This is a genomic window from Thiothrix unzii, from assembly GCF_017901175.1.
In the GTDB taxonomy this organism is placed as follows: Bacteria; Pseudomonadota; Gammaproteobacteria; order Thiotrichales; family Thiotrichaceae; genus Thiothrix; species Thiothrix unzii.
Window position 1 is genome coordinate 3,376,853 of sequence record NZ_CP072793.1, and the last position, 23,974, is coordinate 3,400,826.

26 protein-coding genes are annotated in these 23,974 nt (G+C 52.6%); 12 read left to right on the top strand and 14 right to left on the bottom strand.

Going from position 1 to position 23,974, the window contains the following annotated elements; all coding sequences use genetic code 11:
* Positions 1-10 precede the first annotated feature (10 nt).
* The 3 genes from J9260_RS16820 to J9260_RS16830 are packed head-to-tail and all read left to right on the top strand — an operon-like array spanning position 11 to position 3,530.
* On the top strand, positions 11-1,918 hold the full coding sequence (locus tag J9260_RS16820; protein WP_210218861.1) for a 3-oxoacyl-[acyl-carrier-protein] synthase III C-terminal domain-containing protein: 1,908 nt from the start codon (positions 11-13) through the stop codon (positions 1,916-1,918).
* Positions 1,915-2,796 carry a DUF6999 family protein gene (locus J9260_RS16825; RefSeq protein WP_210218862.1) on the top strand — a complete coding sequence of 294 codons (882 nt, stop codon included), beginning with the start codon at positions 1,915-1,917 and terminating at the stop codon, positions 2,794-2,796. The genes J9260_RS16820 and J9260_RS16825 overlap by 4 nt, the downstream gene beginning before the upstream one ends.
* Positions 2,796-3,530 (top strand): sterol desaturase family protein, encoded by a 735-nt coding sequence (locus J9260_RS16830; RefSeq protein ID WP_210218863.1) that lies wholly within the window; start codon positions 2,796-2,798, stop codon positions 3,528-3,530. The genes J9260_RS16825 and J9260_RS16830 overlap by 1 nt, the downstream gene beginning before the upstream one ends.
* Positions 3,531-3,560: 30 nt before the next feature.
* On the opposite strand, the gene J9260_RS16835 is transcribed toward J9260_RS16830, so the two are convergent.
* From J9260_RS16835 to cobU, 6 genes are all read right to left on the bottom strand, one after another.
* A complete protein-coding gene (locus J9260_RS16835) occupies positions 3,561-4,142 on the bottom strand; it encodes a Uma2 family endonuclease (RefSeq protein ID WP_210218864.1) in 582 nt (193 codons plus the stop codon).
* 97 nt (positions 4,143-4,239) lie between these two features.
* On the bottom strand, positions 4,240-4,974 hold the full coding sequence (locus J9260_RS16840) for an adenosylcobinamide-GDP ribazoletransferase (protein ID WP_210218865.1): 735 nt from the start codon (positions 4,972-4,974) through the stop codon (positions 4,240-4,242).
* Positions 4,971-6,269: a HipA domain-containing protein gene (locus J9260_RS16845; protein WP_210218866.1), complete on the bottom strand. Its 1,299-nt coding sequence runs from the start codon at positions 6,267-6,269 to the stop codon at positions 4,971-4,973. The genes J9260_RS16840 and J9260_RS16845 overlap by 4 nt, the downstream gene beginning before the upstream one ends.
* A complete protein-coding gene (locus J9260_RS16850) occupies positions 6,266-6,535 on the bottom strand; it encodes a helix-turn-helix domain-containing protein (protein ID WP_210218867.1) in 270 nt (89 codons plus the stop codon). Before J9260_RS16850 ends, J9260_RS16845 begins: the two co-directional genes overlap by 4 nt.
* Before the next feature lie 93 nt (positions 6,536-6,628).
* The gene (gene cobT, locus J9260_RS16855) at positions 6,629-7,672 is read right to left on the bottom strand and encodes a nicotinate-nucleotide--dimethylbenzimidazole phosphoribosyltransferase (protein ID WP_210218868.1); all 1,044 of its coding nucleotides are present in this window, start codon (positions 7,670-7,672) and stop codon (positions 6,629-6,631) included.
* On the bottom strand, positions 7,660-8,190 hold the full coding sequence (gene cobU / locus J9260_RS16860) for a bifunctional adenosylcobinamide kinase/adenosylcobinamide-phosphate guanylyltransferase (protein WP_210218869.1): 531 nt from the start codon (positions 8,188-8,190) through the stop codon (positions 7,660-7,662). Before cobU ends, cobT begins: the two co-directional genes overlap by 13 nt.
* 93 nt (positions 8,191-8,283) lie before the next feature.
* Between cobU and J9260_RS16865 the strand changes: the two genes are divergently transcribed.
* Genes J9260_RS16865 through cobO form a run of 3 tightly spaced genes read left to right on the top strand, consistent with a single transcriptional unit; the run spans position 8,284 to position 11,111 of the window.
* Positions 8,284-9,531, top strand: a complete 1,248-nt coding sequence (locus tag J9260_RS16865; RefSeq protein ID WP_210218870.1) for an ATP-binding protein — start codon at positions 8,284-8,286, stop codon at positions 9,529-9,531.
* A 13-nt stretch (positions 9,532-9,544) separates the two neighbouring features.
* The gene (locus J9260_RS16870) at positions 9,545-10,522 is read left to right on the top strand and encodes a tRNA-dihydrouridine synthase (protein ID WP_210218871.1); all 978 of its coding nucleotides are present in this window, start codon (positions 9,545-9,547) and stop codon (positions 10,520-10,522) included.
* Positions 10,506-11,111: a cob(I)yrinic acid a,c-diamide adenosyltransferase gene (gene cobO, locus J9260_RS16875; RefSeq protein ID WP_210218872.1), complete on the top strand. Its 606-nt coding sequence runs from the start codon at positions 10,506-10,508 to the stop codon at positions 11,109-11,111. Before J9260_RS16870 ends, cobO begins: the two co-directional genes overlap by 17 nt.
* On the opposite strand, the gene ubiD is transcribed toward cobO, so the two are convergent.
* Complete coding sequence (gene ubiD, locus J9260_RS16880) at positions 11,106-12,569, bottom strand: 4-hydroxy-3-polyprenylbenzoate decarboxylase (RefSeq protein ID WP_210218873.1); 1,464 nt, start codon at positions 12,567-12,569, stop codon at positions 11,106-11,108. The genes cobO and ubiD overlap by 6 nt on opposite strands.
* Before the next feature lie 83 nt (positions 12,570-12,652).
* Between ubiD and J9260_RS16885 the strand changes: the two genes are divergently transcribed.
* Positions 12,653-13,588 carry a prenyltransferase gene (locus tag J9260_RS16885; protein ID WP_210218874.1) on the top strand — a complete coding sequence of 312 codons (936 nt, stop codon included), beginning with the start codon at positions 12,653-12,655 and terminating at the stop codon, positions 13,586-13,588.
* 7 nt (positions 13,589-13,595) lie between these two features.
* Entirely contained in the window at positions 13,596-14,678 is a 1,083-nt protein-coding gene (gene truD, locus J9260_RS16890; RefSeq protein WP_246499505.1) for a tRNA pseudouridine(13) synthase TruD, read from the top strand.
* On the opposite strand, the gene bioF is transcribed toward truD, so the two are convergent.
* Positions 14,587-15,783, bottom strand: coding sequence for an 8-amino-7-oxononanoate synthase (gene bioF, locus J9260_RS16895; protein ID WP_210218875.1), 1,197 nt, complete (start codon positions 15,781-15,783; stop codon positions 14,587-14,589). The two genes, truD and bioF, sit on opposite strands and share 92 nt — an antisense overlap.
* Before the next feature lie 48 nt (positions 15,784-15,831).
* Positions 15,832-16,062 carry a sulfurtransferase TusA family protein gene (locus tag J9260_RS16900; RefSeq protein WP_210218876.1) on the bottom strand — a complete coding sequence of 77 codons (231 nt, stop codon included), beginning with the start codon at positions 16,060-16,062 and terminating at the stop codon, positions 15,832-15,834.
* A gap of 126 nt (positions 16,063-16,188) precedes the next feature.
* Here J9260_RS16900 and dapF point away from each other — a divergent pair, with 126 nt between their 5' ends.
* Genes dapF through xerC form a run of 3 tightly spaced genes read left to right on the top strand, consistent with a single transcriptional unit; the run spans position 16,189 to position 18,653 of the window.
* Positions 16,189-17,028 (top strand): diaminopimelate epimerase, encoded by an 840-nt coding sequence (gene dapF, locus J9260_RS16905; protein WP_210218877.1) that lies wholly within the window; start codon positions 16,189-16,191, stop codon positions 17,026-17,028.
* Complete coding sequence (locus tag J9260_RS16910; RefSeq protein WP_210218878.1) at positions 17,025-17,741, top strand: DUF484 family protein; 717 nt, start codon at positions 17,025-17,027, stop codon at positions 17,739-17,741. The genes dapF and J9260_RS16910 overlap by 4 nt, the downstream gene beginning before the upstream one ends.
* A complete protein-coding gene (gene xerC, locus J9260_RS16915; protein WP_210218879.1) occupies positions 17,742-18,653 on the top strand; it encodes a tyrosine recombinase XerC in 912 nt (303 codons plus the stop codon).
* Positions 18,654-18,655: 2 nt separating this feature from the next.
* Here xerC and J9260_RS16920 read toward each other — a convergent pair whose 3' ends face one another.
* From J9260_RS16920 to J9260_RS16940, 5 genes are all read right to left on the bottom strand, one after another.
* Positions 18,656-19,255 (bottom strand): hypothetical protein, encoded by a 600-nt coding sequence (locus J9260_RS16920; protein ID WP_210218880.1) that lies wholly within the window; start codon positions 19,253-19,255, stop codon positions 18,656-18,658.
* Between the two features lie 73 nt (positions 19,256-19,328).
* Positions 19,329-20,387 (bottom strand): IS701 family transposase, encoded by a 1,059-nt coding sequence (locus J9260_RS16925; RefSeq protein WP_210217672.1) that lies wholly within the window; start codon positions 20,385-20,387, stop codon positions 19,329-19,331.
* Positions 20,368-20,751, bottom strand: coding sequence for a hypothetical protein (locus J9260_RS16930; protein ID WP_246499507.1), 384 nt, complete (start codon positions 20,749-20,751; stop codon positions 20,368-20,370). Before J9260_RS16930 ends, J9260_RS16925 begins: the two co-directional genes overlap by 20 nt.
* Before the next feature lie 15 nt (positions 20,752-20,766).
* A complete protein-coding gene (locus J9260_RS16935; RefSeq protein ID WP_210218881.1) occupies positions 20,767-21,501 on the bottom strand; it encodes an ankyrin repeat domain-containing protein in 735 nt (244 codons plus the stop codon).
* Positions 21,502-21,543: 42 nt separating this feature from the next.
* Positions 21,544-22,299, bottom strand: coding sequence for an ATP-binding protein (locus tag J9260_RS16940; protein ID WP_210218882.1), 756 nt, complete (start codon positions 22,297-22,299; stop codon positions 21,544-21,546).
* A gap of 237 nt (positions 22,300-22,536) precedes the next feature.
* Here J9260_RS16940 and J9260_RS16945 point away from each other — a divergent pair, with 237 nt between their 5' ends.
* Positions 22,537-23,967, top strand: coding sequence for a hypothetical protein (locus tag J9260_RS16945; RefSeq protein WP_210218883.1), 1,431 nt, complete (start codon positions 22,537-22,539; stop codon positions 23,965-23,967).
* The last annotated feature ends 7 nt before the right edge of the window (positions 23,968-23,974 follow it).

Consider the following 23,974-nt stretch of genomic DNA (forward strand, 5'->3'; position numbering starts at 1 on the left):
AAACAAACCGATGGTTGCACCGACCTTTTTCGATGACATTTACGTGTTGACGGCGAGTCAGTATTTGCCGGGGCAGCCTGTGGATAACGCGCACATTGATACTTATGTCGCGCAGTTGGATCACACTTCACGGCGTATTAAACAGCGGGTATTGGCAGAAAACGGGATTGAAACCCGCCATTACGCGCTGGATGAACACGGCAATACCACCATGAGTCACACTGCGATGGCGTGCGCGGCGGTGCATGGCTGTTTGCAGCAAGCGGCATTGCCATTGGCGGAGCTGGATTTGTTGATGGCGGCATCATCGGGTGGTGATGTGTTAATGCCGGGTTTGGCGAATATGATTCAAGGCGAACTTCACGCCCCGCCGATGGAAGTTCACAGTCATCACGGGGTATGCGCCTCCAGCGTGTTGGCGTTAAAAGACGCGGCGCAATCGCTGACCCAAAACCCACAACAACGGCTGGCAATGGTGGTAGCGGCGGAAATGCCATCGCGGATTTTCAAGCGTTCACGTTTCGCCAGCCAAGCCTATTCCGCCGACTTTGAAGCCCACTTTTTACGCTGGATGCTGTCCGATGGCGCGGGCGCGGTGTTATTGGGTAAAGCCGCACACGCCCAGCGTCAGGCTAAACTCGCCTTGAAACTGCACTGGGTACACGTGAAATCGTTTTCCGGCGATTACCCCGTGTGTATGCAATTTGGGCAAGGCAGTCACCGCGCCAAGCAACGCGATACCAGTTCCGGGGCGTTGGGTGCGGAAGCCTCGTTTTTGGATTTTCCGAGTGTTGCGGAAGCAGAAGCGGCGGGGCATTTTGCATTGCGCCAGAATCTACGCATTTTGCCGAATTTGTTTGAAGTCGCAGTGCATGAATACGCGGCGTTGGTGCAAGCAGGGCATGTGCAACCCGATGCGGTGGATGTGTTTTTGTGCCATTACTCGTCGGAAGCCTTGGGCAAAACCTGTGATGACATGATGCAACAAGCAGGGTTGGGGATTGCGCGTGAAAAATGGTTTAGCAATCTGAAACGCTGCGGCAATACCGGTGCGGCTTCGATTTTCATTATGCTGGCGGAATGGATGGCGCAAAATCCGCTGCGGGTTGGGCAGAAAATCTTTGCGTTTGTGCCGGAATCAGGGCGTTTTACCGTCAGTTATTTTATGCTGGAAGTGGTAGATATGACTGCCACAGCACCTGAAATGACTGCGATGGCATTACCCGCGCCACCGCATGAATTTACCCAACACGAGGGGCGTACTCGCGATACTTTGCTGGAGTTGGCGGATATTTGGCACGGTTTCCGTTCGCGGATGTGGCGCACCCCGTTGGTGGAAAAAATTAACGCGGGCAAATTGACTTCCGCCGATTACGTGACTTGGATGGCGCAATGGATTCCGCAAGTACGCGAAGGCAGTTTGTGGATGCGCCAAGCCGTCGCGCAGTTGAGTGCGGAATGCCAGCCGTTAGCCAGCCTGATTACCCAGCACGCCGATGATGAACAACACGATTTCAAGCTGTTGTTTGAGGATTACCAATACGCGGGTGGCACGGCGACGCATATTGAGGCGTTATTACGCAATCCCGGTGGTGAAGCACTGAACAGTTACATGTACCGCAAGGCGGCTACGCCGAATCCGTTTGGGTTATTGGGCGGCATTTACATTATTGAAGGTACGGGGCAACGCATTGTGCCTTGGCTATTGCCGTTGGTGAAACAGCAATTGGTGTTGCCGGAGCGGTGTTACCGTTTCCTGCGTTATCACGGTGAAAACGACGAGAACCATTTGCAGCGTTGGTTATTAGCATTGCAATGGGTATTAGCGGCGGGCGGTGCAGCAGCGCAAGCGGATATTGTGCGGACTGCGCGGGATGTAGCGACGCTTTATCACCTGCAAATGGAGCATATCCTATGAAACCGGGCAATGATTGGGCGCACTGGCAGCACGATTGGGACGACCCTAACCCGTGGTATGCCTTGTATATGGACAGCGTTACCCCGTTGTCGCCAGCAGTGAAACAGGCTTGGTTGGAAGATAGTAGCCGTAAAAGTCGTCAATATTTGTTGCCGGTGGTGCGCCCGTTAGCGCGAGCCATGATTGTGGTGTTGCAGCTTGTTAAAAGCGTGTTACCGCAATGGCGTAATTCGGCTGCATTGCATCGGGCGATTGTGTGGGGCTTAAAGCATTTCGTCAGCCCACAGGCGAATCAGTTTATCTTGCGGCATTTTCATTTGGGTAGCGAAATCCAGCGGTTCATTTTGGATAATGTGCCGGGGGTGGAGATTCCGGCGTTGCACTTCATGCGCTTTCAAACCTTGGATGAGCTATTGGATGATGCGTTTGTGCGTCATGATCTGAATTTGTTTAATTTCATTACGGCGTTAAATACCGAGCTGCAAGCGCAGGGGCGTAGTTTGGTCGCGCCGCCAACGCTGGATTTTTCCGCGATTACCGATGGTGAGTTTCCGTTGGAGGCATTACCGCAGGGGCGATTCAATAAGCTGGATATTCAAACGGCGATTGAAATTTACACCCCGGTGTTCCAGTTTTTTCTGACAGACAGCGACTTTTGGCGGTCAGTGAATTCGTTGCAATTGGATGAAACCATTGCGATGTACGTGGCGCGAATTATCAATGATCCGTTGCCGTTATTGATGGTGAATAATCGCCATCCATTAGTGCCGCATTCGACCTTACGCGCAGGTTTCCGGTTGGTATTGCACGGCTTGGGAACTGAGATGTTGCACCACCATTTGGTATTGCTGAAACGTCAGCAGGCGGCAAGCGCGTGATGCTGGCGTTTGATCAATGGTGTCATGTCCAGCTTGCGCAATTGCACGGCTGGGAAGTGTACTTTCTGGCAGTATTAGCTTTCAGCAGCTTGTATTTTGGCAGCGCAGGTTTGATGCAAGGGTTAATCCGTTGGGCGCAACGGCAGCAAGTAGGTGCGGTGGTAACGCCCAGTTTGCCGCGCTCCGGGCAGGTGCGTGAGGAAATCCGTCACAGTTTACTGTCGATTCAGGTGTTTGCGTTGCAGGGCGTGGGCTTGTGGTGGCTGTTGCAACACGGTTATTTGAGTGCTGCACCGTTAACCAGCACGACGGCTTGGGTGCTGCAAGTGGTGGTGTTATTTGCCTTCAATGAAGTGCATTTTTACCTTGCGCACCGTGGTTTGCATCATCCTTGGTGGTTGCGGCGGGTGCATGGGGTGCATCACCGTTCACGGATTCCAACCCCGTATGCCACTTATGCCTTTCATTGGGGCGAAGCGGCGTTGCTGGGGTCGGTGATGCCGCTGGCTTTGCTGGTTTACCCGTTTGCGTTGAGCAGTTTGCTGGTGTTGCCGCTGCTGAGTATCGTGATTAATGTGCAAGGGCATTGCAATTACACCCTGTTTCCGGGGTCGCGGCGTGGGGCGTTGCGCGGTTATGTGCAACATCATCAGGCGCACCACGAAAAGTTACGCGGCAATTTCGGGTTTGCATTGCCTTGGCTGGATCGGTGGTTGGGGACGGCGTTGCGGTAAAGGCTTGAATATTTAGGCGTTTCAACCCGATCATTCTTCAGACAAGGTAACACCGGCGTAGATGTCCGCAAGACCCAGCATGATTTCCAGACAGGGGAGCGTGATTTCATCTTGCAACTGATCGAATTGTTGCAACGCCCAACCACCGTCGGTATCACGCACCAGCATATCGACCTGCGGTTTGTCTTGCGCCACGATCAGGTAGGCTTGCAGCGAGGGGATGGACTGGTAAACCAGTGCCTTTTCCAGATAATCCTTGCGCAGGGTAGAAGCGGAGGTGACCTCAACAATCAGGCAGGGTTTTTCCAGATAGTAGTTATCGGCATCATCGTCTTCTGCACAGCCAACCACCACGTCGGGGTAGTAATAGGTTTTGCGTTGCTTGGATGCGCGGACTTTCAAATCACCCATGAAGGCTTCGCATTGGCTGTTGCCCGCATCCATGAAGGCGCGATAACAATTGCCAGCAATCCGGTTATGCCGTTTGCTCGCGCCTGCCATCAGGTAAACCTGCCCATCCACATACTCATGGCGTTCGCTGGAAAGCTTTTCACCTTCTAGGTACTCTTGCTCACTGATGTAGTGCTTGTGTACTTCGCGTGCTACTGACATGGCGCATAACCTCCTGCCTTTGATAGGGCAAAGCATAGCATTTGCCAGACTTGGCAGGAATCTCCTTGTCGCTCGTCCGGCTGTAAAGCAGGAAGCATCAGTAGCTGCCACTGACGCAGCAGCCCACTAACCACAACATTTCGCCGATTTCTACGGTGGCTCCGGCAGTATCCCCGGTGCAACCTTGTAAGCGTTGCAGCATCAATCGCCGCAATAGCCAAAACCCCAGCAATACAGCGAGCAAACCACTACCGGAAACCGTGAAACCCAGCAGTAAACCGCCAGTAACTATCCAGATAGCTGTGGTGCGAGGTAAATGCGCAGTAACGGCACTCGCTAAACCTTCCGCCCGCACATACGGCGTGGTTAAAAATAGCAGTAAAATCAATAGCCGCCCAATAATGGGAGCCATTAGAATTAGCCACCAAGCAGCATGTTCCAGCACTGCCACTAATGCCGCGAATTTCAGCAATAACACCCCGACCAAGGCAATTACACCCGCCGCACCTACCAGCGGATCTTTGAGGATGCGGTGCGTTTTTGCGGGATCACCAAACCCGCCCAGCCAAGCATCTGCACTATCCGCCAGCCCGTCTAGGTGCAAACCACCCGTCACCATTGCCCAAATGACAGTGAGTATGGCTGCGAGTAACAGCGGCGGGGCGTGCGGAAATAGCAGCAACGGTATGCATAAGATTACGCCGATAACTGCGCCTACTGCGGGGTAAAACAGCGCGGCACGGGCGAAGTCAGGTGGTTCTAGCTGCCCCAAGTTTGGGATGGGGATGCGAGTGAGGAAGGATAGGGCGAGGAAAAAGTGTTTTAGTTTCATGATCGTAACCGCTGCACCATATCGTTGATAATGACATGAAGAATGGCGCGTAAGCAGCGTACTTCCCCCGCAAAAAAGCGATTCAAGGCGGGGCGTTGCTGCAATAGGGTGTGGTTTTCCTGCTCAATAGCGGTCAGCAATTGCGTTGCGGCAGGTTTGATACGCTCAAGCTGGAAATCCAATAAGCGTTGAGCCGTGTTAACGTGAATCCCCAACACTGCACCCGCATTGAGCAAGGTCGTGCGATCCAGTTCCGCGAAAGTGCGCTTGTCTAATATCGGCCATGCCAGTGTGGTATGAGGCCAGACATCGCGTTCCATTGCTTTGGTGTCGTACACTCCAATGGCGAGTAAATCGTAATGTGGGGCAAGGCTTACGCCTTGTTTGCTCATTAAAAACGACAAGTTTTTCAAGTGTGCATCGCTATTGCCCACCAGCACATTGAACACCAGCCAAGAAAATAAGCGTAAGCGGGCAGCCGCAGGCGCATGACAGCGGCTCGCCAGTAGGCTTAAGCGTTCGACGCTGGCTTGGGCGTATTTGAACTGTCGATCCAAATCAAGAACTTGGCAGGCATCGACCACATGCAGTCGGGCGGTATTCGCCAGTGTTATCTCGCGGTCAAAACGCTCAATCAAGTATACCGGCTCTGGCACGTAATGCCGTGTTACCTCCGGTACGATAAGGTTGAGTGCTTTCGCCAAGCGCATGGTGAAATATTCATTAATCACGCTGTGCGCATAGTGAGTATCAGGGTGATCAGGTTTCAGAATATGCGTTGAAGGCGTTACCCCGATTGGCTCGAATAATTGCCCATTCCGCAAAATGACTGGCAGCTTATGTTGCGCCCCTGCCAATGACATGCGTTTTGCCGCGCCTGTTGATAGGGAAGCTGTCGGTAAACGTTGAATACGCTCATGCAAGTGAGCATCGCTGAGTGGCCTTGTACCGCTATCCAGTGTTTCATCCGGGGAGGTGCGTAATATTAAAGAGCCAGCAGATTCCGCGCCGTAATACGCCAGTAAGCCAAAGGCATCGGCACTTTCCAATTGCGCATCGCGTGCCAGCAAGGTGCGTGCGCCTTCTTCAGGGAGCAGATTATCGAAAAACCACTGTACACTGCGTTGCGAACTGTTATCGACGTGCGGCACTAACTGGCGCGGCAATATCGGACTAATGTCATAGCCATCAACGGCATCAATCCAAGTCGGATCGTAGGTAAATGACCAAATGCCATTGGTGTCATGCAGTTCTCCAACCCGACGGGTATTGATGTAAACATGCAGCACTTTCATGATTTAGCCGCTTTCGTGCGCTGTAATGTGGTGTATTGCACCGCAATATCATCATTGACTTCGACTTGGAGTACCAAGCCTAAGCCGTGTAATACTTGCAATAATTTATCCAAACGAACACCGGGTGCGCCGTTTTCCAAACCACTCAGAAACATGTCGGAAACCCCCATTGCTCCGGCGGCATCATCTTGGCGTAGTTTTTGCGCTTTGCGGGCGGCTCTAACCAGATGACCGACATCGGTAGGGGTGGCTAAGGTGATAGCCATAAATGCTCCATAAAATCCTAACAGTTATTAGAATTGTAGGCGGATTGTACTGTTTTTCAATAGAAATCCTAACGATTATTAGGATTTTTCAAATCACAACTTCCCCGCTACCGCTGCTTCGGCAAATGTCGCCATACCAGCGTGCAACGCACACGCCATGCGCAATAACGGCACTGCCACCGCCGCGCCACTGCCTTCCCCAAGGCGCATTCCTAAGTCCAGCAACGGGCGTAATTGCAAGGCATCAATCGCGAAAGCGTGCCCCGGTTCAGCGGAGGTGTGCGACAAAAACAACCACGGATGCATTGACGGCTGAATCCGTGCCGCCAGCAATGCCGCAGCAGTGCTGATAAAGCCGTCCACCAATACCGGAATCCCCAGTTGCGCCGCCCGTAAATACGCACCGGTCAGTGCTGCAATTTCAAACCCGCCCATGCAGCGTAAGCTTTCCAGCGGGTCGTGGTGTGCCGCGCGGTGCAGATTAAGAATACGTTGCACCACCGTGACCTTGTGCAATATGCCAGCCCGATCCAAACCCGTGCCTGCGCCCGTTACTTCCAGCGGGACTAAATCCAGCAAAGCGCAATACAACGCGGTGGCAGCAGTGGTATTAGCAATGCCCATTTCCCCACCAATAAACAAATCGGCTTGTTGGGTGTGAGCGCGGTTGGCGGCATCAGCACCAGCTTGCAGCGCGAGGTGTAATTGCGCATGGCTCATGGCGGGGTGTAAGGCACTATTCGCCGTGCCATCACCCGCACGTTGACTGATCAGGGCGGGGTGGGTTAACGCGGTTTTTACCCCTACGTCAATCACTTCCAAGGTGGCACCCAATGCCTGCGCCAACACGTTAATCGCCGCGCCGCCGTGCAGAAAGTTAGCCACCATTTGCGTTGTTACCGCCTGTGGAAATGCCGAAACCGCTTCATCCGCCACCCCGTGATCTGCTGCAAACACGCTAATGTGTACGGCATTCAACGTGGGCAATTCCCGGCGTTGCAAAGCGGCAAGGCGCATCACCACCGTTTCCAGTTCACCTAACGCGCCCGTTGGTTTGGTCAGTTGTGCTTGTCGTTGTTGCGCGGCTTGGTACAGCGCAGCGTCGGGAATTGGGCAAGGCTGGGTCAACCAATGCATAGCGGAGTTCCTTTTAACGTTTGTGGCAAGCCTGCCACTAAAAAAGTCACGTGCGGCAGTTGTGCGGCGAGTTGTTGGTGCAAGCGTCCGGCGGTATCCAGGTAACGGCGGGTTAACTCGCCCAGCGGTACAACGCCCAAACCGACCTCATTGCTGACCAGCAACACATCACCGGGTAATTGTGCCAAACCCGCGAGTAATCCTTCTGTTTCCATCTGGAGGCGATTTTCATCGTCAAGACACAGTAAATTCGTCAGCCATAATGTCAGACAATCAACCAGTAACAAACGTTCCGGCGCGGCGTGCTGTTGCAAACACGTCGCCAAAGCCAGTGGCTCTTCCACTGTGAGCCAGTGCGCGGGACGTGAAACGCGGTGATGGGCAATGCGTTGCTGCATTTCGTGGTCATGCGCTTGCGCGGTTGCAATGTAGACCACAGGTTGCCCGCTGTGCTGCGCCACCCGTTCAGCAAAAGCACTTTTGCCGGAACGTGCACCGCCAAGAATCAGGGCTTGCATGATGTACCCCTAAAAAGCCCGATGGTACAGGATTCGGGGAGCTGAGGTATAATCACGCCATGCGTTACTGGAATCCGCCTTTGGAGATGAATCATGAACCTCGTGAAACTGATGCAACGTCTTCGTTTGGGCGAAGACTCGACGTTGGAACTCAAACAACTCATCACCAAAGACAACGGCAAAAGCTTTGAACCACATCCCGACGGCCTGTCTGATGAACTGGCAGCTATGGGTAATGCTAACGGCGGTCTAATGGTTTTCGGTGTGGATGATAAAACCCGCAACGTGACCGGTATTCCTGCGGAATACTTGGATAAAGTTGAAATGTGGTTAACCGCTATTTGCGTTGACCGTATCAAGCCCCCACTGGAAATCGCTACCCATCATCTCGAATTACCGGATGCAAGCGGACAATTACAAGCCGTGATCGTCGCGGAAGTGCCGCGCAGTTTGTGGGTACACCAAAGTGCGAATGGCTATTTCAAACGCATTGGTCACGCCAAACGCGAAATGCAGCCGGATATGTTGGCGCGTTTATTCCAGCAACGTAGTCAGGCGCGGATTGTGCGTTTTGAGGAGCAAATCGTCCCCAAAGCCAGTTTCGATGATCTCGACGCACTGCTATTGCGCCGTTTTATCAAACCTGACCAAGGCGATGCCATCACGCAATTGGCACGGCTGCATTTGATTGACAATCGTGAGGGTGAAGCCCTGCCCACCATTGCGGGGGTATTGCTCTGCACGTTAGACCCGACCAAATGGTTACGTAATGCTGAAATTCTTGCCGTCGCCCACAGTGGCTTGCGGAATGATCCCAACGAACAGCTTGATGCGCAGGAAATCCGGGGGCCATTGGATAGGCAAATCCTCGATGCTTTCCACTTTGTGCGCCGTAATATGACCACAGCGGCACGTAAACCGTTAGGACGTGTGGATTACCCGCAATACCATTTAGGTGCAGTGTTCGAGGCGATTGTGAATGCGGTGGCGCACCGTGATTATTCCCTGCACGCGCAACGTATCCGCTTGTTTATGTTTGCTGACCGCTTAGAGATTCACTCGCCGGGTGCGTTACCCAACACCTTGTCGTTGGAGTCGATGAGTCGTTTGTCAGTGCCGCGCAATGAAATACTTGCCAGTTTGTTTTCGCGTTACTACCCCGTGGATGAGGTGGAATTGGGCAAAAGCTATTTGATGGACAGGCGCGGTTTCGGTGTTGAAATGATTTTGCGCGAAAGCGAAAAACTGTCTGGAAAATTGCCGAAATACGAGTCGGTCAGTGATTTAGAACTGTGTCTAACGCTTTATGCTCAAGCGATTCCCATCGCAAATATGTCATGATAGATCGACCAAGATGCGCCTAATCCTCGCCCCGATGGAAGGCGTGATGGACTACACCATGCGCGATTTACTGACACGCATTGGTGGTTATGACCGTTGCGTTACCGAGTTCGTGCGCGTTACCCGTGAAGTATTGCCGCCGCGCGTGTTTTACCGCGCCTGCCCGGAATTGCATCATGGCAGTAAAACCCCGTCGGGTGTGCCGGTTTATGTGCAACTGCTCGGCGGTGAGGTGCATTACATGGCGGCAAATGCTGCGGTTGTTGCCAACTTGGGTGCGGCGGGTATCGACATTAATTTCGGTTGCCCCTCGAAAACGGTGAATAGCAGTGACGGTGGTTCGGTGTTATTACGTGAGCCGGAGCGGGTTCATGCGATTGTGCGGGCAATGCGTGCGGCGGTAGACCCGGCAATTCCGGTGACGGCGAAAATCCGTTTAGGCTTTCATGATGGCAGTTTGTTTGAAGACATTGCGTTAGGCATTGTGGACGCGGGGGCGACGGAATTGTGTGTTCATGCGCGTACCAAACAACACGGCTACCAACCGCCCGCATATTGGGCAGAAATCGGCAAGGTTAAACCCAAGCTGCACATTCCGGTGATTGCGAACGGAGAAATTTGGTCGGCAGCCGATGCCCGTGATGCGCAAGCCCAAAGCGGCTGCGTGGATTTAATGCTAGGGCGCGGCGCGTTGAGCTTTCCTGACCTTGCACTCAGTATCAAAGCGCACCACAACGGCACACCTTATACGCCGTTACCTTGGGCAACGATTTTGCCGTTAGTGATCAACTTAGCCAGCGATTTGGGGCAACGCGAACCGCGTTACGCGGCTGGATTTGTCAAACAATGGTTCACCTATTTGCGCCGCCAGTACCCGGAAGCCGAAACCCTGTTCCAACACATAAAACGCATGAAAGATGCGAATCACATAAAAGCCGCTATGATGCAGCCCACCGAACTCACAGGATACGACGATGAACGACACGGCTAAAAACCAACGCCACCAACAGCGTATGGCACGCAAAAAAGCCTTGATTGATGCCAGCATTGCGCGTGCGGATCAGGAAAAAGGGCTGCTGCTGGTGTTGACTGGCAATGGCAAAGGTAAATCCAGTTCCGCCTTCGGGATGGTCGGGCGTTCTTTGGGGCATGGCATGAAAGTCGGGGTTTGCCAGTTCCTCAAAAGCCGTACCGATACCGGCGAAGAAGCTTTTTTTGGTAAACAAAGCGATTGTGAATGGCACGTACTTGGCGACGGTTTCACCTGGGAAACGCAAAACCGTGAACAAGACATCGCCACTTCACAACGCGGCTGGGCGGTAGCACAACGCATGTTAACCGACCCCGCTTATCAACTGGTGGTGCTGGACGAACTCACCTACTTGCTGAACTACGGGTATCTGGATGCGGATCAAGTGCTGGACGAGCTTGCTGAACGCCCACCGATGCAACACGTGGTGGTGACGGGGCGAGCCGCGAGTGAGGCATTGCGCGAGTTGGCGGATACCGTCGCGGAAATTGCAGATGTGAAACACGCTTATCGGGATGGTGTGATGGCGCAGCGGGGGATTGATCTATAACCCTAAATCCTTCCAAATTGAATCCACGCGGGATTTGACCGCCGCATCCATCACAATCGGCGTACCCCACTCCCGCGTGGTTTCCCCCGGCCATTTATTGGTCGCATCCATGCCCATCTTCGACCCTAAGCCCGACACGGGCGAAGCAAAATCCAGATAATCAATCGGCGTATGTTCAATCAACGTGGTATCCCGTGCCGGATCCATCCGCGTGGTCATTGCCCAAATCACATCCTCCCACTTGCGCGTATTCACATCATCATCCACCACGATAATGAACTTGGTGTACATGAACTGGCGCAGGAACGACCACACCCCCATCATCACCCGTTTGGCGTGACCGGGGTATTGCTTCTTGATGCTCACCACTGCCATGCGATACGAACAGCCTTCCGGCGGCAAGTAAAAATCCACAATCTCAGGAAACTGCTTCTGCAAAATCGGCATGAATACTTCATTCAACGCCAAGCCCAAAATCGCCGGTTCATCCGGCGGTCGCCCGGTATACGTGCTGTGGTAAATCGGGTCTTTGCGGTGGGTAATGCGCTCGATGGTAAACACCGGAAAGCTATCAATCTCATTGTAATAGCCGGTATGGTCGCCATAAGGCCCTTCGGGTGCGAAATCATCGGGGTAAATATGCCCCTCCAACACAAATTCCGCCGAGGCGGGCACTTGCAAATCCACCCCCATCGCTTGCACCAGCTCCGTCCGCGAGCCGCGCAACAACCCCGCAAACGCATACTCCGACAACGAATCCGGCACAGGCGTGACTGCCCCCAAAATCGTTGCCGGGTCAGTGCCAATCGCCACTGCGACCGGAAACGGCTTACCCGGATTCGCCTGCTGAAACTCCCGAAAATCCAACGCGCCACCGCGATGCGACAACCAGCGCATAATCACGCGGTTTTTGCCCAACACTTGCTGGCGATAAATTCCCAGATTCTGACGTTTCTGATTCGGGCCTTTGGTAATCACCAGTCCCCACGTAATCAGCGGTGCAGCATCCCCCGGCCAGCAATGCTGAATCGGCAACTTGCTCAAATCCACCTTATCGCCTTCCACCACGACTTGCTGACACGCCGCTTTGCTGACTACTTTCGGTGCCATATCCAGCACTTTGCGGAAAATCGGCAGCGCATTCAGCGCATCCTTAAAGCCTTTCGGCGGATCAGGCTGCTTGAGCAACGCCAGCAATTTACCGACTTCACGCAAGGCATCGGTGGATTGTTCACCCATCCCCAATGCCACGCGGCGCGGCGTGCCGAACAAGTTGGCGAGTACCGGCGTGTTATGCCCTTTGGGATTTTCAAACAGCAAGGCGGGGCCGCCAGCACGCAAAACGCGGTCGGCGATTTCGGTCATTTCCAGATACGGGTCAACTTCGACGGTAATCCGTTTGAGTTCGCCCATTTTTTCCAGTTGTTTGATAAAGTCGCGTAGGTCATGGTATTTCATGGCAAGGATAATAACGGAAATCCGCGCCGAGCGGCTATGGGCGTGCGTATAATCCGGTTTTTTGCAGCGCGATAGGCGACACGATGGCACAAGAACCCGATCTGAGTTTGCGGCAGCAGCCGTTGTTACGGTATTGGCTGGCAACCCGCCCCGCTTTTCTGGCGGCAAGTGTTGTACCGGCGGTGGTGGGCGCGGCGGCAGCGTGGGCGCAAGGCTATGCCTTGCATGGTTGGTTACTGGCGTGGACATTGCTGGCGGTGATGCTGGTACACGCGGGCATGAATGTGTTGAACGATTACTACGACGAGCAAAACGGCACGGATCGGCGCAATACCCAACGCTTGTTTCCATTTACCGGCGGCAGTCGCTTTATCCAAAACGGCGTATTGAGCGCGGGGGAAACCTTGGTGTTCGGCGCGTGCTTGCTTTCGGTGGCAATGCTGATTGGCATTGGGTTGGCATGGCAAAGCGGTATGGATTTACTGTGGATTGGTGTGGCGGGTTTAGTGATTGGTTGGGGTTATTCCGCACCGCCGTTGAGTTTGAATAGTCGCGGCTTGGGAGAACCGACGATTGCCTTGAGTTTTGGCATTCTCACCCCGTTGGGCGCGTGGTTTGTACAAACCGGAACGTTGGCTTGGTATCCGATAGTGATCAGTTTGCCCTTGTCGTTGTTAATCATGAATATTTTGCTGATTAACCAGTTTCCCGATCGCGAAGCCGATGCTGCCAGCGGTAAGCATCATTGGGTAGTGCGTTTTGGGGCGGATGCAGCGGCGAAGGTTTATGTGGCGGCGGTCTTGCTGGCAACGTTGTTGCTGGTTTTGTGGGTAATGCTGGATGTATTGCCACCGATGGCGTTGCTAAGTGCTTTGCCGTTGGGGATTGCATTGCGGGCAGGTTTGCAATTGGTGGAACACGCGCACGCCCCGCATCATCTCGAACCGGCGATTAAAATGACGATTGGCAGTGCCATTTTGCACGGAATGCTATTAAGCCTAGCACTGTGGTTGGTATAGTCCGCGCATGAATATGACAACCTTTGCGACCAGCGGTTTTGCCCGCGCTTATGCCGCGCCTTTGTGCGGTCAGTTTCGGGTATTGCCGGAAGATTTTATCGTTGATGAACAGATGGACATCGCCTTGTCGGGTGTCGGTGAACATTTGTGGCTGCAAATCCGTAAAACCAGCTCTAACACCGATTGGGTGGCGATTCAGCTTGCCAATATTGCCGGGATTGCGGCGAAAGACGTGGGTTATGCGGGGCAAAAAGACCGCCATGCGGTGACGACGCAGTGGTACAGCGTGCAATTACCGGGCAAAGCCGACCCAGATTTTTCCGCATTGCCGCCGGAAATCGAAATCCTCCAGCAGTGCCGCCATGATAAAAAACTGCGGCGCGGCGCACTCAGCAGCAACCGTTTTGTACTGACCTTGCGTGAATGCAGCGGTGATTTTGCGCAAGCGCAGGCGATTTGCGAACAAATTTCCCAGCACGGCATTCCCAATTATTACGGCGAACAGCGTTTCGGACATGAAGGCGGTAATGTTGATAAAGCCTCGCGCTGGTTTCAGGGGGAATTACGTCCCAAAACCCGTAACCAGTGCAGTATGTATTTATCAGCAGCTCGGTCGTGGATTTTTAACCACATCCTCTCACAGCGGGTACAGGATGGCACTTGGAATCAGCGTTTACCCGGTGATGTTTTTATGTTGGATGGCAGCAATGCGTGGTTTGCGGATGATGCGGCTGAAAACTTGCCGGAACGCTTGAGTAGTTTGGATATTCACCCCAGCGGTGTGCTGTGGGGTAAGGGCGAACTCGATACCCAAGCGCAAGCGCGTGAGCTGGAATTCACCCAAGCGGCGCGGTTTCCGGCATTGTGCGCAGGCTTAGAAAAGCAGGGCTTGAAAGCAGAACGTCGTGCGTTGCGGATCAAAGTCAGTGAGTTGCAGTGTGAGGTGTTGGATACGTCTACGTTGCGCTTAGCGTTTGCATTACCACCGGGGGCGTTTGCTACGGTGTTGTTGGAACAGTTGGGTGAATTTGTTGCAGCGCATCCAGCAACCGCTCCACGTCCGCTGTTGAATGAGCCGCTGACAGCGTAATCCGTAAGCGTGCGGTATTCGCTGGAACCGTAGGCGGGCGAATTGCAGTGACTAATAACCCGCGCTGCGCTAATTGCTGGCTGAGGGCTAAGGTTTGCTCGCTGCTACCAATCAATAACGGTTGAATCGCGGTATCAGAAGGCATTAACGGTAAACCCAGTTGTGCCGCACCGTGCCGAAATTGCTGAATCAGGTCGTGTAAATGCTCACGTCGCCAGCTTTCGGTTTCTAGCAATTGCAGGCTTGCCAGCGTCGCAGCGGCAACGGCGGGTGGTTGTGCGGTGGTGTAAATCCAAGTACGTGCGCTTTGCTTGAGGTATTCGATCAAATCCCGACTACCCGCTACAAACGCGCCAGCAGTGCCAAGGGCTTTGCCGAGGGTTGCCATTAAAATGGGCACTGAATCCTGATCTAAACCGTGTGCTTCCAGCAAGCCCGCGCCGGTTTTCCCCAATACGCCAAAGCCGTGCGCATCATCCACCATTAACCACGCCTGATGTGCTTGTGCCACCCGTGCTAAATCGGTGACGGGGGCAACATCGCCATCCATGCTGAACACGCCATCGGTCACAATCAGTTGCGTAACGCTGGGGTCGGTTTGTGCTTGTAAACGCACTTGCAATTGCGTGGTGTCATTGTGCGCATAACGCACCCGTTTTGCCCCAGACAATAACCCCGCATCCACCAGCGATGCATGATTCAAGCGGTCTTGGTAAATCACATCGTGACGACTTGTCAGTAGCGCGTTAGCCACCCCTAGATTCGCCATATAACCCGTGGAAAACAGCAACGCACTGTCACGTCCGGTAAAAGCGGCGAGAGCTTCTTCGAGTTGCTGGTGGGGGCGTGAATGTCCATTGACTAAATGCGCAGCACCACTGCCTACGCCGTAAGTATTAGCGGCTTGCTGAAAAGCGCGGATAACGTCAGGGTGATTCGCAAGACCGAGGTAATCGTTGCTGCAAAAAGTCAGCATTGCCTGACCATTGATGGTCATATGCGGTTGTTGCGGGGAATCAGCGAGTAAGGTGCGGCGGTAAAGGTGTTGGCTGCGGCGTGCGTCGAGTACGGCGCGAATTTTGGCAAATTTGGGATCAGATGGCATGGATGTGGGATTGATGCAGGGGCGAAAAACTTCCGCCCCCACCAGCTATTACGCTTTCTGAATCATGAAAGTGTATTCGCCGCCTGCTTCAGCCGTGCTGATCATTGCATTGCCAGTTTGCTTGCAGAATGCTTCCATATCTTTAACAGAACCGGGGTCAGTAGCAATAACTTTCAGAACTTGGCCAGAAGTTAAGCCGTTGATAGCTTTCTTCGTGCGTAAGATTGGCAGTGGGCAGTTCAAGCCGCGTGCGTCGAGTTCTTGTTGAAAATCAGACATATTTCCTCTCCTGATCTAACGATTAATCTAATGCGATCCGTAAAAATTTGCGGTATTAACATATCACCAAAATTGCTAGATCGCTATATCTTTGTATACTAATACTTTGCTCAACGGGGATAGATGATGGCGGCTGGCGAACTGTTATTTACTAAAATGCACGGAATCGGCAATGATTTTGTGGTGTTAGACGGCATCAATCAGGTCGTGAACCTGAGTTCCGCACAGGTGCAGCGCATTGCTGATCGCCATTTTGGGGTGGGTTGTGATCAGTTATTGGTGGTAGAAGCGTATCCGGGTGAGGAAGCTGATTTTCGCTACCGCATTTTTAACGCCGACGGAAGTGAGGTCGAACAATGTGGTAATGGGGCGCGTTGTTTCGCCCGGTTTGTGTATGATCAGGGTTTGACGCAAAAAACCACGATTCCGGTAATGACTGCCAGTGGTTTGATTGTGCTTAATATTCAGCCCAATGGACAGGTCATGGTGAACATGGGCGTACCAGAATTCTCGCCGGAACGCATCCCTTTCATTTCCGAACGGCAGCAAACGCTTTATAATCGGGAGATAGCCGGAGAATGGGTGTCCTTTTCCGCCGTGTCGATGGGCAATCCCCACGCCGTGTTGCAAGTCACGGATGTCGATACGGCTCCGGTTGGTGTACTTGGCCCCGCATTAGAGCATCATCCGAGTTTCCCTCGGCGCGTCAATGTTGGGTTTATGCAGGTGTTGGGGCGTGATCGTATCCGTTTACGGGTATTCGAGCGTGGCTCCGGTGAAACCTTGGCGTGCGGTACGGGCGCGTGCGCCGCTGTGGTGGCGGGATGTATCCAAGGTTTGTTGGATACGCAGGTAACGGTGGCGTTGCCGGGTGGCGATTTGCAGATACGCTGGGATGGCGAAGGTCAGCCCGTTTGGATGACAGGTCCGGCAGAAACGGTATTCAGGGGAACACTCAGACTATGAGCAAACACGACGGACAGGGTAAGGACATCAGCGCGGCGCAAGTGGCAGCGTGGTTGCGGGAGCATCCCGACTTTTTCCACGACCATGAGGATGTGCTGGATGTGCTGCGTATTCCGCATCCGCAAACGGGCGGAACGGTTTCCCTGTTGGAGCGTTTGGTGCAACGTCAGCGTGAACGTTATCAGGATTTGGAGCAACGCCAAGGCGATATGCTTAAAGCCGCTCGCGACAGCGAAAATGTGGTGCACCGTTTACACCACATGGCTTTAGAACTGATGATGTGTGACAGTCTGGACGACGTGGTAGCAACCTGTAATAGCTTGTTACGTGGTGATTTTAAAGCCGACAGCGTGGTGTTGCGCTTGATTGGGCGCGGTGAAGCGCGTGATGGCCTGCATTTTATTGACCCTGATGATAAATACCTCAAACAACTAGCCACGGTATTTCGTAAACGCCAGCCGGTGTGTGGGCGGTTGCGTCCGCGTCAGCAAACGTTCCTGTTTGGTGCGGCGGGGGCGGATATTAAATCGGCAGTGTTGATTCCCTTGTATGAAGCGCGTGAAATCGGGGTTTTGGCACTGGGCAGCGAAAACGAAGCACGTTTTTACCCCGGCATGGGGACATTATTCATTACCCAATTAGGGGAGTTAGTGGCGCGGGCATTATCGCGTCATTTGGCAATGCCGTTGCACGCCCTCGAAGCAGGTTCCTGAGTGGATACCACCCCTACCGATATTATTCTTGCCCGTTATCATCATCATCTCGTCAGCGAAAAGCGTTATTCGCCACGCACGGTGGTTAGCTACGAAAGCGATTTAAACGATTTTCTGGCTTGGCTTGAAAAGCAAAAACCGGATACCGAACCCTCCTTACAACAGGTGCAAACTTGGCAGGTACGCCAGTGGGTCAGTCAGTTACACCGCAAGGGACTGTCGGGGAAAAGTTTACAGCGTAAATTGTCTTCAATCCGGCGCGTTTACCGTTTTTTATTGCGCGAAAATCTGATCGAACACAATCCGGTGGTCGATGTGCAATCGCCTAAACACGTGCGCAAATTACCGGACACCCTTGATGCGGAAACCCTTGACCGCTTGTTATCACTCGAAACCGATGATGTGTTGGCGGTGCGTGATCGTGCGTTGATGGAATTGCTGTATTCCTCCGGGTTACGTTTGGCGGAATTGGTGGGGTTGGACGTGACGCATTTTGATCGCCATCAGCAGCAGGTGCGGGTGTTGGGTAAAGGCAATAAAGAACGTTATGTACCGGTTGGGCGGGTTGCGGTCACGGCTTTGCAAGCATGGTTGCAACAGCGTGGCGCGTTAGCAGCGCACGGTGAACCAGCGTTGTTTGTGAGTATGCGGGGGACGCGCCTGCACCCGCGTAGTGTGCAATTTCGCTTGAATCATTGGCGGTTGCAGCAAGGGCTGGATCAGCACGTGCATCCGCACAAGTTACGCCATTCGTTTGCCAGTCATATGCTGGAATCATCCGGGGATTTACGCGCAGTGCAGGAAATGCTGGGTCATGCCGACATTAGCACAACCCAGATTTATACCCATTTGGACTTTCAGCATTTGGCGAGTGTGTATGATAAAGCCCATCCACGCGCCCGCAAAAAATAGCCTTAGTCTTCCATAATCCAGATGGAGCTAATGGTTGCCGCTGGGGAGGCAGTTACGGTAGCGGTTTCTCCGTTGGCGTAAACCCCTGCCATGCCATCTTTGCCCATTACCTGAAATTCGGTGTTGTCTGGCATGTCTTTGAATTTGGCAAATTCGCGCGATTCAATTTCAGTGAAATCAATCCCAGTAAGGCCGCCGAGCTTGTCAGCCGCGCTTTGCACGGTTTCACCTACAGCAACACCTTCAGGGGTGGCAAATTGCGGGCTGAATACCCGTATCAGGGAAATGGTGTGGTCTTCATTGAGCAAGACGCTCATTAAGGTTTTACCCTCGACGGCGATTTCTATCCACTCAATACCTTCACCATCCGCAGCGGTGTTGCTAGTGGCATTGGGTAAGGCTGCAATGGCTTCACTCAGGCTCATGCCCAACTGTACCGTACCTGCTGCGGTACTGGTCAGGGTGCGATTGGGCGCGATTGGGGTTTGGGTGCTGCTTGTTGGCGATGCAGCGGGTGCGGCTGGCGTTTTGTCCTCACCGCACCCGTTCAACAACACGCTGACACTCAACAATAAGCTGATACTTAATACTTTGGGAAACATAGTTACCTTCCGTGGATACTGATGGGGTATCAACGTGACTTAGGCTGGGTTCTCGAAAAACACATAACTGATGTTACGCAGCCCTAAGCACCTGTAGCTCATCAAAAGCGCCCCGAATTGCCTTGGCGTAGAGCTTTGAACGCAAGGCAAAGTGGTTAAGATGCTTGCTGATGGTCAAACACTCCATTTTGAAGACGGCGACGATGGAGGCGAATAAGTGATTCGCTTGTGTTTTAGCGGTGTGGGCAGGGGATTTCGCAAAGGCAGCATTGGATTTGAGCGATTTATGGAAGACCTCGACTTTCCACCGTTTTTGGTAGGTTGTCGTGATTTCGTCCCACTCTGCTGCCAAGCGGCTACAGACCAGATACAAAATGCCGCTGCTGCCGTCTTTGTTCGTAAAGACTTGCCGGGCGAGCTTGACGGGGAAGGTTAGCCCCTTCAACCAGCCCTTGATGGCTTTTTGTTCTGTCCATACCAATTGGTCGAGTCGTGTGTAACGTTTTGCCTTGCTGTCTACTTCGCTCAATGCCACTAATCGGTTACTTTTCAATGCCATAATGAAGTCCTTTTGCCGTTTCTCCTTGATGTGTTCCATATTCTCGGCGGAGGCGAACCAAATGTCGCTCAACACCCATGAAAATGTCAGTTGGTTTTGAATGCAGGTGTCAATCATGGAGCGCATTTGCTCATTTTTGGTGACATCGCTGCACCGCTTTTCTTGGCGTGTATTGATGTCACAGAAACGGAACGGTTTCCGTATCAGTTCAAATGCAACAGGAATGGATGCACCATTGCTATGATATAGACAGTTTAACAAGTTGATTCCCTTGATATTACGCCCTTTGCAGTGGTCGTAATGCCAACAAATTAGATCGTTTTCGTCCATGTAGGGCTTTTCTTGCACCGTATCGTCGATGATCAGGATGCCATCGGCTGATTCGACCTCCCTGACGGTCTTTTTTACCTGTTTCCACAGGTCTTTCGAGGTGTACTCATCTCCCGAAAGAAAACGACTGATCGCATCGTGGCTAATTTCGCCGTCCAATAATTGGGATAAACCCGTTGCTGTGGCGTAGCCAAAGGTCACGGTCAGGTAGTCGGTGTAGAGGTCAAGACGTGTTTGATTCATACCTGAAATATAGTCGAGGAGAGGTCGGACTGCGTAACATCAGCACATAAGACGTTGAGTAATCACTGAACTCGAAATAGACTTTCTTTTCACCAGAATCAACCACGCCATTGAGGTTGGCATCCATAATGCCGTAGCCAAAACGGTAAGGACGGTCTTTGCTGGTGTCTGTGCCGAGTGCGGTGGTGAGTTTATCGACTTTGATAAAGCGACGCACCAGTTTGTCACCTGAGTAGATTTCCAGCACGCCGTTAACGCCTGTCCAGTTATTAATCTCACGCCCAATTTTGTTCTGGGTTTCTTGAGTACACGCGCCTAAGCCGAATAGCAGGCTGGCAGCCAGCAAAGTGTGGGTCAGTTTCATAAGATTTCCTTGTGGTTAATAGCCAAGGATTCGGGCAGTCCGCAAGTCGCCATTGTCTAAAGCCAACTGAACGGGGGTTTTACCAAAATCACTAGTTGGAGTATTGGGGTTCAGACCTTGCTGTTTCAAGTAATTGGCAATATCGGCTTTACCAAAACGTGCAGCAGTATGTATGGCTGTCCAACCGTTGGTAGTCGTGGCATTGATATTTACGCCACTTTTATGCAGGTAGATTACCAGCGGTAAAGAGCCGTATTGGGTCGCACCATGAATGGCAGTTGCGCCATTATCGTTGACGGTGTTTGGGTTCGCCCCTTGCTGCAACATTTCCGCCACTTCGGTGGAATTGCCTTCTCTGGCGGCTAACCAGAATCTGGAATCTTTTTCCGCTTGGGAAATTTGTGGCACTTCGGGTTGCGCAGGTGCAGCCGCTTCTGTCGCTGCAACAGGGTTGCCATTAGCATCTACCGCAGGTGCAGCGGCTGTGGGGTCAGGCATATAACCTTCCGCATTAGCTACTGGCGCAGCAGCAGGAGCCGCCGCTGGGTCTGGCATAAAGCCATCAGGCGTAGCTACGGGCATGGTTAACGTTTCAGTGGTTGCTTCGGGGGCAGCGACTGCTTCTGCCGCAGCGGGTGCAGCAGGAGCGCGTGCGGTGAAAACGTCGTCAAAACCTTCCGCTAATAATGCAGGGCTGTGAGTCAGTGCGATTAAAATCGCGGCTGCTAGGCTGGTGTATTTGGTATGCATGGGTGTCGCCTTGATTTTTGCTATTCACCGCCCCGTTAGCATTTACGAGGCATGGCAATGGTTAAAGAAATGCCGCGCGGCACGTCCACTAGGGCCACCGCGTTCCGCAGCAAAGCTGACTGCTTCTTGGCGCAGCAGGTCGGTGTCTTGCACGCGGCCTTTGAAGAGGTTATCCACAATGCCCAGATACGTTTCTTCACTCATCGGGCTAAACGGTAATGACAGCCCAAAACGGTCGGACAATGACAGGGTTTCTTCCAAATCCGCGCTTGGTAACGCATGATTACCCGCACTCAATTGCGCCGGTGTTAAGCGACGGCAGACTGATGTGCCATAAATCAACACATTGGCGGGCGGCTTTTCGAGCGTGCCTTCCATCGTGCTTTTGAGCATCCGGTATTCGCCGTTACTTTCTTCAAACGTCAGGTCATCACAGTAAATGATGAAACGGTGATGGGAGTCGACAATTTCATCAGTAATATCCACCAGCAAGTGCAAATCCTCTTTAGGGATCTGAATCATGCGCAACCCGTAAGTGTGGTAGCGGGTTAAGAGTGCTTTGATCAGTGACGATTTACCAACACCACGCGCACCCCACAACAAGGCATGGCTGGCAGGTTTGCCGCGCAAAAAGTTCTCAGTATTGCGAAACAGAGCTTCTTTTTGCTCATCAATGCCCATCAGGGTGTCAGGGTTTACCAAGTCAACGTTGGTAATAGGCTTGAGAAAATGCCGGTTGGAACGCCAGACCGCAGCGATGGTGCTACGCCAGTCAATTGTCAATTTGCCAAAAGCCATCGAAACTCAACTCCCTTGGTGATGTGCTGCCATTACTGGTGAAATACAGTTTCCAAGTTTAGCTGTTTACGCAAGACTTTTCTGCTGCTTTCTGATAGCGGGGGCTATTTTTATGATGGATCAATATTTATACGCAAGGTATCTATTTGCGAATGTATGTGATAAATAGGCAATAGTGCATTAGAGAATGCTAATGTTCTTGAAGTGCGGCACGACCGCGAGGATGTATATCAAGCTATGACAACACAACATATGCCTAAACAGGCAACCGCTGGGACAAGTTCCAAATTTAACCTGATCAACGGGCTGATTGCCGTTGTGATTCTGTTTTTGACTGCTGCGAACGGCATTTTTACTTATGCCGGTGCGTATCTATACCTTGAGGAAACCTTGTACGCGCTATTGTTTGCGGTAGCGGTGCAGTTTGCGATTGCGATTTCCTTATTAGCCTTCCCGATGGTGCACGGTTTGGGGAAAATTGCCCTGATCGTGGTGTACGCGGCGGCGTTATTGCTCTCGACGTTGAGCGCGTATACCTACATTTACATCAGCAGTTTACCGGGGCAAAACTCGGTTTACAGTGTGGATACGGGTATGAAAGCAGCGATTACCACCGGATTAAGTGATGTATTGGCGGCGGAACAACAATTTTTACGCGATGCCGATGCCAAAGTGGTGGAAACCAAACGCTTAATGGATGAGGAAGGCCGTAGCGGCGGGCGTTCGGGCTTAGGGCCGGGCAAAGGCCCCGCATACTACGCTAAAGTGGATGATTACGAGCAAGCGCGGGCGCAACAGCAAGTCGCCCAAGACAATTTCAAAAACCTGCGGGAACAGTTAACGCTGGTGAATCAGCAATTGTCCGCCAGTGGTGACGACGTGGTGCGTGACGGTTTATTGGTTGAGCTTTCTAAATTACGCGCCGCCACCAATACCGAGACCAGCAAACAAGCGTTAACCGGTTTGATTAAAAACGATTTGGGCAGTTTGCAAAATCCGGTGGAACGCGCAATGGGCACTTTGATAGAACCCAAGGAGTATTCCCTGCAAGTGATTGTCGGGATTATCTGGGCGGGTGTATTTGACTTGGTGGCGTTGTTTTTAGGGATCGTGCGTTATTATTTAATCAGCCCCGGCAAGCCGTTTTTCCAAGCGATGTACGATGGCTTGTTAGCCAGCGCGATGTTTGTGATGCGTTTGTTCCATTTGCGTAAAGAAGCAGCTTACCAGTTCAGTAAAGCGGCGGGCTATCAACAGCATCAGCATGAAATTCCGTTGAATTCGCCGGAAATGCAAACCTTTGCCACGCGCTTATTGGTGGGCAGTCAAATGGCTTCGGCGGATGATGAAGACCCGGCAGAGCCATTACGCACCTTGATTGGCTTTATCCAGCCGTTGCATTTAGAAGGCGAGGAACAACAAGTCGGTATTCCGTTTGAAACCGTTGACGAAGAGCCGCGCTTGAAAACCTTGCTGGCAATGCTGATCCAAAGTGGCGTGTTGCTATACCGCCGCGACGCAGATTGCTACGTTTTGAATGCGGCGGAAAACATGGCACAAAAAGTTATGGTGTTCATCCGTATGGGGATGCGCAACAGCCCCGACAGTTTGCTGGCTCCGGCGGCGTTTTTGCTGGGGCCGGATCAGCGGCACGCGGCGTTGCAGTAGGGCGTGC

Coding starts and splice junctions, on each gene's coding strand:
- J9260_RS16820 (WP_210218861.1), top strand. CDS start 11: ATGGTTGCACCGACCTTTTTCGATGACATTTACGTGTTGACGGCGAGT.
- J9260_RS16825 (WP_210218862.1), top strand. CDS start 1,915: ATGAAACCGGGCAATGATTGGGCGCACTGGCAGCACGATTGGGACGAC.
- J9260_RS16830 (WP_210218863.1), top strand. CDS start 2,796: ATGCTGGCGTTTGATCAATGGTGTCATGTCCAGCTTGCGCAATTGCAC.
- J9260_RS16835 (WP_210218864.1), bottom strand. CDS start 4,142: ATGTCAGTAGCACGCGAAGTACACAAGCACTACATCAGTGAGCAAGAG.
- J9260_RS16840 (WP_210218865.1), bottom strand. CDS start 4,974: ATGAAACTAAAACACTTTTTCCTCGCCCTATCCTTCCTCACTCGCATC.
- J9260_RS16845 (WP_210218866.1), bottom strand. CDS start 6,269: ATGAAAGTGCTGCATGTTTACATCAATACCCGTCGGGTTGGAGAACTG.
- J9260_RS16850 (WP_210218867.1), bottom strand. CDS start 6,535: ATGGCTATCACCTTAGCCACCCCTACCGATGTCGGTCATCTGGTTAGA.
- cobT (WP_210218868.1), bottom strand. CDS start 7,672: ATGCATTGGTTGACCCAGCCTTGCCCAATTCCCGACGCTGCGCTGTAC.
- cobU (WP_210218869.1), bottom strand. CDS start 8,190: ATGCAAGCCCTGATTCTTGGCGGTGCACGTTCCGGCAAAAGTGCTTTT.
- J9260_RS16865 (WP_210218870.1), top strand. CDS start 8,284: ATGAACCTCGTGAAACTGATGCAACGTCTTCGTTTGGGCGAAGACTCG.
- J9260_RS16870 (WP_210218871.1), top strand. CDS start 9,545: ATGCGCCTAATCCTCGCCCCGATGGAAGGCGTGATGGACTACACCATG.
- cobO (WP_210218872.1), top strand. CDS start 10,506: ATGAACGACACGGCTAAAAACCAACGCCACCAACAGCGTATGGCACGC.
- ubiD (WP_210218873.1), bottom strand. CDS start 12,569: ATGAAATACCATGACCTACGCGACTTTATCAAACAACTGGAAAAAATG.
- J9260_RS16885 (WP_210218874.1), top strand. CDS start 12,653: ATGGCACAAGAACCCGATCTGAGTTTGCGGCAGCAGCCGTTGTTACGG.
- truD (WP_246499505.1), top strand. CDS start 13,596: ATGAATATGACAACCTTTGCGACCAGCGGTTTTGCCCGCGCTTATGCC.
- bioF (WP_210218875.1), bottom strand. CDS start 15,783: ATGCCATCTGATCCCAAATTTGCCAAAATTCGCGCCGTACTCGACGCA.
- J9260_RS16900 (WP_210218876.1), bottom strand. CDS start 16,062: ATGTCTGATTTTCAACAAGAACTCGACGCACGCGGCTTGAACTGCCCA.
- dapF (WP_210218877.1), top strand. CDS start 16,189: ATGGCGGCTGGCGAACTGTTATTTACTAAAATGCACGGAATCGGCAAT.
- J9260_RS16910 (WP_210218878.1), top strand. CDS start 17,025: ATGAGCAAACACGACGGACAGGGTAAGGACATCAGCGCGGCGCAAGTG.
- J9260_RS16920 (WP_210218880.1), bottom strand. CDS start 19,255: ATGTTTCCCAAAGTATTAAGTATCAGCTTATTGTTGAGTGTCAGCGTG.
- J9260_RS16925 (WP_210217672.1), bottom strand. CDS start 20,387: ATGAATCAAACACGTCTTGACCTCTACACCGACTACCTGACCGTGACC.
- J9260_RS16930 (WP_246499507.1), bottom strand. CDS start 20,751: ATGAAACTGACCCACACTTTGCTGGCTGCCAGCCTGCTATTCGGCTTA.
- J9260_RS16935 (WP_210218881.1), bottom strand. CDS start 21,501: ATGCATACCAAATACACCAGCCTAGCAGCCGCGATTTTAATCGCACTG.
- J9260_RS16940 (WP_210218882.1), bottom strand. CDS start 22,299: ATGGCTTTTGGCAAATTGACAATTGACTGGCGTAGCACCATCGCTGCG.
- J9260_RS16945 (WP_210218883.1), top strand. CDS start 22,537: ATGACAACACAACATATGCCTAAACAGGCAACCGCTGGGACAAGTTCC.